Consider the following 12,663-nt stretch of genomic DNA (forward strand, 5'->3'; position numbering starts at 1 on the left):
TTAACAACCTGCCAGGCCAACAAAAATAGATGAAATAGTACATGAGCGACGACATCAACAACATCGACGATAACAACGAACAATTACCATCCCAAGATCAGCAAAGCAATACCATTCCCCTTTCCGGGTTATATGAGAATTGGTTTTTAGATTACGCGTCTTACGTGATCTTGGATCGTGCTGTTCCACATATCAATGATGGCTTCAAGCCCGTACAGCGCCGGATATTGCATTCCTTGAAGGAAATGGACGACGGCCGATTCAATAAAGCAGCCAACGTCATTGGAAACACCATGAAGTATCACCCCCATGGGGATGCTTCCATTGGAGACGCCATGGTACAGCTAGGACAGAAGGACCTCCTAATTGACTGTCAAGGAAACTGGGGAGACCCTATTACGGGAGACTCCGCAGCGGCAGCCCGTTATATCGAGGGTAGATTGTCCAAATTTGCCAATGAGGTCGTTTTCAACCCCGATACTACCGAATGGCAATTGAGTTACGATGGCCGTAATAAAGAGCCCATCACCCTTCCAGTAAAATTCCCTTTATTGCTAGCACAGGGGGCTGAAGGTATTGCTGTCGGATTGGCAACCAAGATTATGCCGCATAACTTTATCGAGCTAATCGATGGTTCCATACAAGTCCTTCAAGGCGAACGCCCAAGCATCTATCCTGACTTCCCTACCGGAGGAATGGCCGATGTGTCTGCATATAACGAAGGAATGCGCGGAGGTAAAATACGCGTTCGTGCTAAAATTGAAGAACGCGACAAGAAGACACTCGCCATTACGGAAATCCCTTTTGGAACAACTACAGGCAGCTTAATCGACTCTATCGTTACTGCGAATGAAAAGGGAAAGATTAAAATCAAGAAAATTGAAGATAACACGGCAGAATTTGTAGAAATCCTCGTGCACTTAGCTCCGGGAATCTCTCCAGATGTGACCATCGATGCCCTATATGCATTCACCGGATGTGAAACGTCCATCTCCCCAAACACCTGTGTGATTAAGAACAACAAACCTCTCTTCATGAGTGTCAATGATGTCTTAATCGAAAACACCAAGCAGACCAAAAGTCTTCTTAAACTGGAGTTGGAAATCCGCCTGAATGAGCTTCAAGAAAAAATATTCTTCAGTACCTTATTGAAAATCTTCATCCAAGAAGGGATGTATAAGCATAAGGACTACGAGAATTCCGGTGATTTTGATACGGTAGTTGTGGTATTGGATAAATTATTCGAGCCATTCTTCGATCAATTCTACCGCGCTATTACGCCTGAAGACTACAAACGACTTATTGATAAACCAATGAGTAGCATCACCCGTTTTGACGTGAAGAAAGCAGATGAACAGATGCGTGCGCTAGAGGAAGAAATCAAGGAAGTCAAGAAGAACCTTCGTAATCTAACGGAATATGCGATCAAATGGTTTGAGCACATCCGCTCCAAATACAGCAAAGGTCGCGAGCGTAAAACCGAATTACGCATCTTCGATAAGGTTGAAGCTACCCAAGTAGCCTTAGCCAATGCAAAACTCTACGTGAACCGTGAGGAAGGCTTTATCGGTACCAACATGAAGAAAGACGAGTTGGTTGGCGACTGTTCTGATATTGATGATATCATTGTTTTCCGCAGCGACGGTAAATACAATGTGGTAAAAATCCAAGACAAGGTATTTGTCGGCAAGGATATTATCCATGTTGCGGTATTCAAAAAAGGCGATGAAAGAACCATCTATAACGCCATCTACAAGGATGGTGCTACCGGTACTTCCTACATCAAGCGCTTTGCTGTAACAGGTGTTACCAGAGATAAAGATTACGATATTGGTAAAGGAAGTAAGGGAACCAAAATCTTATACTTTACAGCTAATTCTAATGGTGAGGCAGAAATTGTCAATGTGCAGTTGAAACCCCATACCAAACTGCGTAAGCTTACCTTTGATTTAGACTTTGCCGAAGTAGCCATCAAAGGTCGTGCATCACAGGGTAATATTGTAAGCAAATACCCAGTGAAGAAAATCGCTTTCAAGAGTGCGGGTATTTCCACCTTGGCAGGTCGTAAGATTTGGTATGACGATATCTTAAAACGTCTTAACGCCGATGATCGCGGTAAATTCTTAGGTGAATTTGATGGAGACGATAAGATCCTAATGACACTTGCTGATGGATCCTATGAACTGTGCAATTTTGATTTAAACAACCACTTTGACGAGAAGATGGTTCGCTTAGAGAAGTTCATTCCAGAGCAAGTCTATACAGCAATCCACCAAGATACCAAGACTGGCACCTATTATGTGAAAAGATTCAACTTCGATGACACTCAAGTAGGCAAACGAGGTCGCTTTATTGCGGAGGAAAGCAAATTAATCTTCTTGACCAATAACGATGAACCAGTCGTTCAACTGGATCTTCTAAAAGGCAAGTCGCAAACCCCAGAAAGCTTGGAACAGCAGCTTACAGAGATTGTAGATGTCAAAGGTATGAAGGCTCAAGGCAACCGATTATCTTTCCACACCGTTAAGAAAATCAAGCTTCTGAGCGAGGAGAAAGATCTCTCTCAAACCGTGGAAGAAAGCAAACCAGTTACGGAAGTAGAAAGCCCTGAAACTGCTGTAGAGGAAAAAGCAAGCACAGAAAGTGCCGCTAAAACTACGCTGAAGGCGGAAAAACCGGCAGCATCTTCAGAAGACATCTCTTTTGAAATCACCAATCCAGATGATATCCAATTGGATCTATTTGGCGGAGCAAAAGACCCTGAAGACGAATAATTCGAAACAATACTCCATAAAAAAAGCAGCTATCCCGAATACAGGATAGCTGCTTTTTTATATGCTTGTATGGGGTTTAAGGTTTATCCCACCATACTCGACTATTCAAGTCATCGGCTCCACCATACGGAAATCCTGCAACCGCAGCTTCATAATTTGCTTTGTTGTTTGCAGCTTCACTAGTTGGATAACCATCACGTCTTGGTAATTTACCACCATTGATATCGGCAGCAACCGATAGTGCCGGATAGCCCGTTCTACGCCATTCTGCCCAACCCTCATAGCCGTAAGGGAAAACATGAATATAACGCTGGGTAGCAATTTGCTCAAAACCCTTAGCCGGATTGTATACAACATTGGCATTTAGTAGGTAGGCAGCTGCTGTAGCATCAGATCCTGTCCATTGTTTAATGGACTGCTTAATACCCTCATCGTAGAAAGTTTTCGCTTGCGCATCTCCGCCGGCTATCCATCCTAATTTAGCAGCTTCTGCTTTTGCAAATAAAAGCTGTGCATAAGTCACTAAAGGTACCGGCGAATCTTGCTTTCTAATATTCGCTCCTAATAAGGAAACCTTAGGAATATCAACATCCGGATTTGGAACAGCCTTACCAAAGGTAAGACCTGCGTAGTCTCCTGCAGCATTTTTATCGCCATAAACCGCTAAACGTGGATCATCATTTGGCAACATTAAATTCACCAATGCCTCCGATAGAGCATACCATTTACGACCTAATGCCGTGAAGGAATTATACCAGAAGTTTTGATGCGCTGCTTGTGCCAAATGTGGATAAGCTAGGTTATCTGTATTCGCGGTCATTTCACCATTCGCCAAAGCTTTGGTAAACTCCGCCTTCCCCAGGTTCGCATCGACTTTAGACAAGCGCAATGCCATCAGCATGTGGATACTGTTTCCTAATTTCTTCCATTTAGCCATATCACCTTTGAAAACGATATCGTTTTTAATGGTTCCATTGGTCAAGACAATCTCAGCATTCGCTTCATCAAGCAACTTGAATAAAGCTTTATAGATATCCGCTTGCTTATCATATTTCGGATTTGGTAAATCCGTTCCTTTGAAGGCATCTGTATACGGCACATCTCCCCATCTATCTGTCACATTCCACATAAAGAATGCTTTCAAAATCTTGGCAACCGCTACTTGATTGGCGATAGGCCCTTCGTTTGCACTTAATCCGTCTTGCTTGGTCAACACTTCTTCCAAGTTCATTAAGGGACCTACATACCAGGTCTCAAAGTCGAAGTTCTGTGTTGTAAAACGCGTATTATCCGTATAGGTTGTTAAACTCAAGTATTGCGGATAATGCACCCCATAAGCACTGGAACTTAAACTCGGCAGAAAGAACTCTGCATTCGCGATTAACTGTGTTCCCGAAGCCTTACTTGGTTTATTTGGATTCTCGTAATAAGAATCGTCAAATTTGGTACAAGAAACCACCGCTAGGGGTGTTAGGGCTAATAATATATATTTTAAAAATTGCTTTTTCATGATTTCCGAGGCTTAAAATTTAACACTTAAATTAAATCCATACGAACGAACTGTCTGTAGCTCACCCTTCTCAATCCAGCTAATGGACGCACTACCTGCTGACAATTCCGATGGATCCAATCCTTTCGGAGCCTTTTGCCAAATCATCCATGGATTACGTGCAATTAGAGCAACACGGATAGATTTGAATGGCGAAGTACCCAATTGGTTCTGATTAAAGGTATATCCTAAGCTTACTTCACGCAATTTCACATAAGAGGCATCGAATAACCACTCTTCATAAATACGTGTTCCAATGTTATTTCTGAAGTAAGAACGTGCATCTACAAATGCGGTTACCTCTTGGCCAGTAGCTTGAGAAATACCATTGATCTCATAACCTCCACCATCTGCCAATGGATCACGAACATTTTTACCATTGCTATTGATTGCGGCAGTCTCTTCTGCTTGTCCAGACTTCACCGCTAACATTTTAGACCAACTGAAAAATTGACCTCCAGATTGGAAATCAATCATCGCATTAATATCCAAGTTCTTGTAACGGAAGCTGTTGATAAATCCACCAGTGAAATCAGGGATTACCGAACCAAAATTCTTGTTCATCTCCTGAATCGGTAAGTTCGCATTATCCAATAACATTTTACCCGTAGCTTCATCACGCTTGTACCCTGGCCCTACTAATGAACCAAATGCCTGATTTTTATTCGCATACAAATAAACCGTTTGGCTGGAATAGGTATTGTAATCCAACTCGTACGAATCAATTCCTTCAATCAATTTGTGAATCTTACTGTTGTTGCGCGCACCGTTTAAGGTGGTTGTCCATTCAAAATCCGCAGACTTAACTGGAGTAGCGGTTAAGGAAAGCTCAATACCGTTATTCTCAATATCCCCAGCATTTACCGTAGCTTTTGAGAAACCAGTTCCTGATGAAGTAGACAAACTGATTACCTGATCCTTATTACGTTGATTGTAGTAGGTAAAATCAATTCCTAAACGGTTATTGAAGAATTTCAAATCCGTACCAAACTCATAGGAGTGCGCAAATGATGGTCTTAAATATGGGTTATTCAAGATATCCGGAATCGATAAGGTATTTACCGTTAAATTATCTGTCGCATAAACGCTTCCTACATTATAATTCATTAAGATGTCAAATGGATCTACGTCTGCTCCTGCCACCGCATAGGATGCTCTCAATTTACCAAAGCTTAGTGCAGATGGACCTAACAGATTACTGAACACAAAAGATCCAGAAATCGAAGGGTACCAATACGCATTATTATTCTTTGGCAAGGTTGATGAAATATCCTGACGGATGGATGCGTCCAAGAAATACGTGTCTTTATAGCCTAAGGAAGCCATCGCATAAACGGAACGAATCTGCTTTTTCAACTGATAGGAAGAGTTGACAGGTCTATCAATAGATGCCTCTATATTATAGAATGCCGGCGAACTTAATCCACCTTGTGTTCTTTGAGAAAGGTAATCGTATTTACGGTTGTAAATATTTCCACCCAGGTTGGCATTTAAGGAAATATCATCCCATACCTTATCATAAGTAGCTAAGAATTCATAATTGGTCTCATCATTTTGGTATTTACCAACCGAATATCCCGAGTTACCCATGAAAGTTCCAGCTCCAGACTCATTACGTCCACCAACTGCCAATCGACGATTGGTATTTTGTGTGAACATATCCTTACGGATAAAACCCGAAAGTTTTAAGGAAGGAAGTACTTTATAAGTCAATCCAACATCTCCGAAAACACGGTCACGGTTGTCCTTATTGACATTTTCAAATGCATCAAAGAATGGGTTATTCCAATCTGAAGGCGTATTATTCAACATCAACTCTTGGGTGGTGTTAGGATTCACATTCCAATTTAAGATGGTACCATCGGCATATTGGTAGTTTCTTAGACGGTTGATATCAATATTACGTTGAAACCATTGTGTTGCACCAGTAAAGGAACCTTGGTATCCCATCACCGGACGTTGACCATTGTTATTGGCGTAATTAATATTAGCCGATGCGGTTAAATTATCCAGGATATCCAATGAACCGTTTAGTGCAAAGTTATTCCGCTTCAAAAAGGTATTTGGGTAAGTACCTTTGATGTAGGTGTTGTTGTAAGAGAAACGAACAGCAGAATTCTCCGAACCTCCAGAGATGGTTACACCATTATTCGTATTCATCCCTGTCTGGAAGAAATCTTTAATGTTATTCGGTTGAGGTGAGAAAGGGGTAGCTTTTCCATAATCTGCATCCTGTTTATAGAAGCTATAAAACATGCGGACAGGTGTGCCATCCATTTTAGGACCCCAAGACTCATCATTACCATTGACATAAAACTCGCCAGAAGCTAATTTCAAGAATGTCTGGTTATTTCCTACACCATAGGTATTCTGCAAAGGCATGAAGTTACCTACCTGCTCAAAAGAGGTGGCTGAATTGACTTCAACATTCACGGTCTTAGGTCCTCTTTTCCCTTTTTTGGTGGTAATCATAATTACCCCATATTGTCCACGAAGACCATATAAGGCAGAAGCTGTAGGACCTTTCAATACGTTAATGGATTCAATATCCTCCGGATTGATATCCTGTCCCACGTTTCCTAAATCCACTCCGTTTCCAGAGGAGGAACTGAAGTTTGCATTGGAGATTGGTGTTCCATCGATAACCATGAGTGGTTGACCACCACCTGTTACCGAGTTAATTCCTCTGATTTTGATCTTCTGGGTACCGCCCAAACTCGCTCCTGAAGAGCCAGTCACTTGTGCACCAGCAACCTTACCTGCCAAAGCACCAAGGACATTGGTTTCTTTGGTAAAGGTCAAGTCATCCCCTTGGATCTTTTGTGTAGAATAACCCAAGGATTTTTCACTTCGCTGTATGCCTAAGGCTGTAACTACAACCTCATCAATATCAGTTCCCGCTGCATCTTCTAGGGTAATCTGTAAATTCGTTCGACCACTTATGGATACTTCTTTTGTAGCATATCCTAAAGCTTTTATACTTAATATACTATTCGCGGAAGCATTGATCGTAAATAGTCCGTTTTCATTGCTGGAGGTCCCTTGTTGAGTTCCTTTCACAAATACCGAAGCACCAACTATGGGCTGCCCCTTGGCATTTGTAATCTTTCCAGCTATCGATTGTTGTTGTGCGGCCAACATTTGCATCGAGCAAACGGATGCTACCGCAATGGAAATAATGGTAGGTAGTTTCATCTTTAGCTTGATTGGTTATTTATTTAAACGAATATAACGGAATCATGAGAAACTCCGTAAGAAATTCGCAAAAAAATGCACTTTATAAAGAAAATATACCAATGGTTTAACCTTCTTTCTTAAAGATTAGCAAATAAAATAAAATTTAGAATAAAATATTCTGAATAATAATTAATCTAAAGAATAACCTATCTCGGATTTTATTGAAAAAATACGGCTATCGATCCCATTTAGAAGCATTCTAAAGAAACAAGCATAAATCCGCATAATAAAAAAGGGTCAAACCCTATAATCCTTTACTTTTTTATCCTTCAAAAAATATAACAGCATCTAAACATAAAAAAGCCTGTTCATCTCTTGACAAACAGGCTTTTCTATGATTAATTATTCCCTTAAAAAAATTATCTTTTGATCACGCCAATTCCTGGTCTGTCAGGAAGAAAACATTTTCCATTTTCTACATACATACCGTCATAAAGGTCATTCCCGATTAATAGCGCACCATCCAAATCTGCCCAATCCACCAATGGTGCTAATTGAGCTGCTGCGGATATCGCACAAGATGTTTCCGTCATACAACCCAACATCACTTTCATATCCAATGCACGAGCCAATTCAGCCATTTGCTTCGCTTCACGCATTCCTGTACATTTCATCAATTTGATGTTAATCCCAGTATACACACCTTTTAAGGCAGGTACATCTGCCAATCGTTGACATCCTTCATCGGCGATAGTCGGGATTGGTGAACGCTCCGTTAACCAGGCATTTTCATCCAACATCTCCTTCGGCATGGGTTGCTCCAAGAAAACAACATTACGCTCTTTTAGCCAATGCGCCATCTCCAAAGCCTCTTCCTTATTTTTCCAACCCTGATTTACATCAGCACACAAAGGAACATCCGTTACAGAACGAATGGTATCAATAATCATCTTATCGGTATCCAAACCTAATTTTACCTTTAGAATTTGGAACTGACCAGCTTCCTCAACCTTCTTGCGAATCATCTCCTCTGTATCAATCCCTATGGTATAGGAGGTCGGTGGAATCAAATCCGGTTTTAAGCCCCAGATTTTGTAATAAGGTTGTCCCATCAACTTGCCTAGCAAATCATGTAATGCAATATCTAATGCTGCTTTTGCAGCTGTATTCTTCTGATCAACCGAATCAACATAGCTCAGAATCTCCTGCGTTTGAAAAGGCGATTGAAAATTAGATAAATCTAACTTGGCTAAGAAGCTCATCACACTTTCTTGCGATTCACCCAAGTAAGGGGGCATACTCGCTTCACCATAGCCGACCACACCTTCGTACTCTAGTTCGGTCAAAACAACAGGTGTTGTCGAACGACTGAATGAAGCAACGGTAAACACATGGCGTAATTCTAATGTATAAGGTCTAAAGCGTAAGGTAAATTTTCCCATTTGCTTTGTTTGCCATTCCACGTTATTCATAGGTATTACTTTTTATAGTAGGCGTTATCTTTTACAGCTTGAATCTGTGTATCTTTTGCTCCAATGTAGCGACGTGCAGCAACAACGGTTCTCGTTTGGAAATCATCGTAATTTTGCGCATTTTTCAACATGGAATTAATACGCACGGTACCTGCCGCATGTATAAATTCTCCGTTGCCAATGTACAAGGCTACGTGCGTAACACGCGCATTCGGATTGCTGTTTTTACCTGATGCAAAAAACAACAAATCTGCAGGTTTCAAATTCTTTAATGCTTTCTCCGAATCAAAATGACCATCCTTATCCAGGATATCAATCTTATCCCCTGCCAACACTTGCTGGGAAGCATCTCGAGGTATAACAACCCCATTCATGTAATAGGCGGTCTTGGTAAAACCCGAACAATCCACTCCTTTTACCGATGTTCCTCCCCATAAATAAGGCAATCCCATCATGGTTTTCGCACTTGCCAACACATTTTCAGAGGTCAAATCACGAGAGGATAACCATTGTTCAAAGGTCAAAGCTTCCTCTTTTGGAATAAATGCCTGACGTTTATCAGGGTATTCTACCTGATAAAAAGCTGCCGATTCCCCCTTTAAAGCTAAGATATCGCCATATACCAAGTCGGAAACACGCATGCTTTTCTGATCAGCCTGCGAATATGACTTTCCAAATTCCTGGGTATAAATCAATTTCTTATTGGCTTTCCAATCGGCAATTTCCTGCTTATTCATGGCAACGACAGAAGATGCTGGAACATAAGAAATATAACCTTCTGGTGTTCTCACACGATATTCTCCACGATCTTTCTGCAATATATCCACCTGAGTTCCCAATAAGGATTGGGTAGCCATTTCAGAAGCATTACCAGGCTGCGTACGCATATTGGCAACAGACAGGTTAATGACACCATAAATCTTATCTGAAACCGATGTGTCGGGAAGATTTTTGATGTTGACCTTGGCTTTCAGACCTTTCAATTGTTTGATCAAGAATTGACTTGCCTCAGCCTCGGTCGATTCAATGACATATTGATTATTCTTGGCATCTGCCTGTACCAATGCAACAATTTTAGTACGTTTATCGGGTGCATATTTTTGCTTAGCTTCCGAAACGATTTTTTCCACTTTTTTATACAGTGTGGAGTCCGTTTGTGCCTGACTAACTTGTTGTATGCCTAGCATGAAACAAAATAATGCGGTAATTTTTAAGTTCATTTTTACTGTTTTGAATGTCCTAAATTAGGTAAAGATGCATAAAGATGCTGGCTATCCCACGCAAGTAAGCATTTTTTTACCGTTTTTCAAATTAGATTACGCAAAATCACGCACACAAGCTATTCTTAGGCTTTTTGAAAAAGCGTTATCTATTACTAATATTGCAAATACTATGCATTCAAGACGAAAATTTATCAAACAAAGTATTGTAGGTGCGGCAAGCATCTCGGCACTTAGCACGGCTATTTCTTGTGACAACAAGAATACAAGCAAGGGTCCTATCCGCAAACCGATTGTCATTTCTACATGGGATTTTGGTGTAGCTGCAAATCAAGCAGCTTGGGAAATTTTGGGTAAAAACGGTCGATCTTTGGATGCTGTAGAGAAGGGTGTGAAAGTAGCCGAAGCAGACCTGAGCAATCCTACAGTTGGAAAAGGTGGCTATCCGGATCGAGATGGTCATGTCACTTTGGATGCCTGTATCATGGATGAATTAGGGAATTGTGGTTCTGTGGCTGCCATGGAAAACATTGCCCACCCCATCTCCGTAGCACGCTTGGTTATGGAACGTACGCCTCATGTGATGCTAGTTGGTGAAGGTGCTAAACAATTCGCCTTGGAAAATGGCTTTAAAGCTGAAAACCTGCTCATTGAATCGTCTGAAAAAGCATGGAAAGAATGGCTTAAGGAGAAGAATTATAAGCCAGTAATGAATATTGAAAACAAATCATTTGCTACGGAAAAACTTCCTGGCAACCAATATAACCACGATACGATCGGTATGCTTGCCCTGGATGCCAATGGCAACCTTTCAGGTGCCTGTACCACCAGTGGAATGGCTTTTAAAATGCATGGTCGTGTTGGTGACAGCCCGATTATCGGTGCTGGACTTTATGTGGACAATGAGGTAGGCGGAGCAACATCTACCGGCGTTGGTGAGGAGGTTATTCGTACCGTAGGGAGTTTCCTAGTAGTCGAACTTATGCGTCAGGGTTATAGTCCGGAGGATGCCTGTAAGGAGGCGGTTTTGCGCATCGTCAAAAAGAAGCCGGATATTGCCAAAGATATACAAGTAGGTTTCCTAGCCTTGAACAAAGATGGACAATATGGTTCTTATGCACTTCAAGATGGATTTACCTTTGCCGTATGTCATACCGATAAACAGGATCTTATCGAAAAAGGGAAATTCCATTACCCAGTGAAGAAAGGCTAAAATTTTTTCTTCGTAAATTTGCAGTAAACAAGAACAGTAAAATAGATGAAAGCAACATTCGGTGGAGGTTGCTTCTGGTGTACAGAAGTAATCTTTCAACATACTAAAGGCGTAGAGAAGGTGATTCCTGGTTATATGGGTGGACAACGTGAAAACCCAACCTATGAGCAAGTTTGCTCCGGTGCGACTGGACATGTGGAAGTGATCGATATTTATTACGATGAAACACAAGTAACTTTCCAAGACTTATTGGAAGTGTTTTTCAAGACGCATGACCCGACCACACTAAACCGTCAGGGAGCCGACGTAGGGACTCAATACCGCTCTGTGGTATTCTACCATAGCGAAGAGCAAAAACAGGAAACAGAGGCCTTTATTCAGGCCTTAGAAGAAGCAAAAGTATATGACAGCCCTATAGTAACTGCAGTAGAACCTGCTGTGACTTTCTGGGAAGCGGAAGGATATCATCATGACTATTTCAATCTAAATCCACAAAATCAATTCTGCCAAGTAGTCATCGCCCCTAAACTGCAGAAATTCTTGAAGATGTACCAAAAATAGGGAACCTCCTATTTGAAAATATAATTATTCAAAAGCCTAGTTTCTATCGTCCAAAATAGAAACTAGGCTTTTTATTTTTTAAAAGATCCCTTACTTAGCCAAACCATTATAATGGACCTTCTAATCTCCATATTTCCTTCGTATCATCCCTTCATCAAGCTCCATATTGCTTCGAGACTCTAATGGAATTTCTTAGGATTTCAAAAGGATCTTGTTCGGATCTCGTTCGGTCGGAACCGAACGAGATCCGAAGGAGTTCCGAACAAGATCCGAAGGAGATCCGAAAGAGTATCGAAGGAATCCCCTTTTTTATAGTATTTAGTATGGAGTAGTTAGTAGTTAGACCTGTGGCGGGTTAAGTCTTTAAGAGTTAAGGTTCTGAATGTATATTCGATGTGAATTTAGACCTAATAGTGGGATATTAAATTTGGCACTTAGCACTCAGAACAACGCGAAGAGTCTATGTTTCCTCTCTCTCAAGTCCACGTCATTCTTTATCGAAGATAAAGAAACTCAAAACTGTATAGGTAATACCACCTGTTTTAAGGTAAAGGTGGAAGGTGGAAAGACATAAAGTTAGGTATTGAACGGGCGATGCATGCATCGCCCCTTCTATGTTGTATTCCAAGCTTTTTCTTGATTATTTGTTTCTAGATGTTGATTTTACGTTTTTGATCCTTTCCTTAAGGCCAAAAAC

8 protein-coding genes are annotated in these 12,663 nt (G+C 41.1%); 3 read left to right on the forward strand and 5 right to left on the reverse strand.

Translation table 11 applies throughout. The features are described from left to right. Positions 1-41: 41 nt before the first annotated feature. Positions 42-2,774: a DNA gyrase/topoisomerase IV subunit A gene (locus ABD676_RS17800; RefSeq protein WP_344676025.1), complete on the forward strand. Its 2,733-nt coding sequence runs from the start codon at positions 42-44 to the stop codon at positions 2,772-2,774. Positions 2,775-2,850: 76 nt separating this feature from the next. Here ABD676_RS17800 and ABD676_RS17805 read toward each other — a convergent pair whose 3' ends face one another. The 4 genes from ABD676_RS17805 to ABD676_RS17820 form a co-directional block, all read right to left on the reverse strand. Beyond that, the gene (locus ABD676_RS17805) at positions 2,851-4,284 is read right to left on the reverse strand and encodes a SusD/RagB family nutrient-binding outer membrane lipoprotein (protein ID WP_344676026.1); all 1,434 of its coding nucleotides are present in this window, start codon (positions 4,282-4,284) and stop codon (positions 2,851-2,853) included. Positions 4,285-4,296: 12 nt separating this feature from the next. Next, positions 4,297-7,518 (reverse strand): SusC/RagA family TonB-linked outer membrane protein, encoded by a 3,222-nt coding sequence (locus ABD676_RS17810; protein WP_344676027.1) that lies wholly within the window; start codon positions 7,516-7,518, stop codon positions 4,297-4,299. A gap of 401 nt (positions 7,519-7,919) precedes the next feature. Further along, positions 7,920-8,972, reverse strand: a complete 1,053-nt coding sequence (locus tag ABD676_RS17815; protein ID WP_344676028.1) for a dipeptide epimerase — start codon at positions 8,970-8,972, stop codon at positions 7,920-7,922. Between the two features lie 5 nt (positions 8,973-8,977). After that, complete coding sequence (locus tag ABD676_RS17820; RefSeq protein ID WP_344676029.1) at positions 8,978-10,192, reverse strand: C40 family peptidase; 1,215 nt, start codon at positions 10,190-10,192, stop codon at positions 8,978-8,980. A 172-nt stretch (positions 10,193-10,364) separates the two neighbouring features. Between ABD676_RS17820 and ABD676_RS17825 the strand changes: the two genes are divergently transcribed. Beyond that, entirely contained in the window at positions 10,365-11,405 is a 1,041-nt protein-coding gene (locus tag ABD676_RS17825; RefSeq protein ID WP_344676030.1) for a glycosylasparaginase, read from the forward strand. Between the two features lie 45 nt (positions 11,406-11,450). Further along, complete coding sequence (msrA, locus tag ABD676_RS17830; protein WP_344676031.1) at positions 11,451-11,966, forward strand: peptide-methionine (S)-S-oxide reductase MsrA; 516 nt, start codon at positions 11,451-11,453, stop codon at positions 11,964-11,966. A 487-nt stretch (positions 11,967-12,453) separates the two neighbouring features. Here the strand turns inward: msrA and ABD676_RS17835 are convergent, their stop codons facing one another. Next, positions 12,454-12,594 (reverse strand): hypothetical protein, encoded by a 141-nt coding sequence (locus ABD676_RS17835; RefSeq protein ID WP_344676032.1) that lies wholly within the window; start codon positions 12,592-12,594, stop codon positions 12,454-12,456. Positions 12,595-12,663 lie beyond the last annotated feature (69 nt).

It is taken from the genome of Sphingobacterium kyonggiense, assembly GCF_039536825.1.
Lineage (GTDB): Bacteria > Bacteroidota > Bacteroidia > Sphingobacteriales > Sphingobacteriaceae > Sphingobacterium > Sphingobacterium kyonggiense.

Excerpts from the sequence above, each read along its gene's own strand:
- ABD676_RS17800 (WP_344676025.1), top strand. The coding sequence starts at position 42 with ATGAGCGACGACATCAACAACATCGACGATAACAACGAACAATTACCA.
- ABD676_RS17805 (WP_344676026.1), bottom strand. The coding sequence starts at position 4,284 with ATGAAAAAGCAATTTTTAAAATATATATTATTAGCCCTAACACCCCTA.
- ABD676_RS17810 (WP_344676027.1), bottom strand. The coding sequence starts at position 7,518 with ATGAAACTACCTACCATTATTTCCATTGCGGTAGCATCCGTTTGCTCG.
- ABD676_RS17815 (WP_344676028.1), bottom strand. The coding sequence starts at position 8,972 with ATGAATAACGTGGAATGGCAAACAAAGCAAATGGGAAAATTTACCTTA.
- ABD676_RS17820 (WP_344676029.1), bottom strand. The coding sequence starts at position 10,192 with ATGAACTTAAAAATTACCGCATTATTTTGTTTCATGCTAGGCATACAA.
- ABD676_RS17825 (WP_344676030.1), top strand. The coding sequence starts at position 10,365 with ATGCATTCAAGACGAAAATTTATCAAACAAAGTATTGTAGGTGCGGCA.
- msrA (WP_344676031.1), top strand. The coding sequence starts at position 11,451 with ATGAAAGCAACATTCGGTGGAGGTTGCTTCTGGTGTACAGAAGTAATC.